This window comes from Paraburkholderia sp. SIMBA_053 (genome assembly GCF_046534895.1).
Lineage (GTDB): Bacteria > Pseudomonadota > Gammaproteobacteria > Burkholderiales > Burkholderiaceae > Paraburkholderia > Paraburkholderia caledonica.
The window spans coordinates 1-231 of the sequence record NZ_JAWRXU010001872.1 but is presented as its reverse complement, the minus strand read 5'-3'; the positions used below and the strand labels follow the sequence as shown (position 1 = coordinate 231).

Sequence of the window (231 nt, the reverse complement as noted above, 5' to 3'; positions counted from 1 at the left end):
ATACAATTCCGGACCATCATTAAAATAATTAATATCAGCTCCCGCATCTATTAGGAGCTTTACTTTTTCCAGACTATATTTATCAACATAAGATATTGCATTATTTAAAGCAGTACTTCTTGCCTGATTACCTTCTTTACTTGGCGCTGTTTCCAGCGAATTAGCCTTTCCTCCATATTTTAATAGTAATTTCAAATACTTAGGATCTTCATTATCCGTTGCATCAATAAC

At 32.9% G+C, this 231-nt stretch carries 1 protein-coding gene; it reads right to left on the bottom strand.

Annotated elements, in window-relative coordinates; genetic code table 11:
* On the bottom strand, positions 1-231 hold a 231-nt coding region (locus SB753_RS42030; protein ID WP_410805816.1), incomplete at both ends, for a hypothetical protein.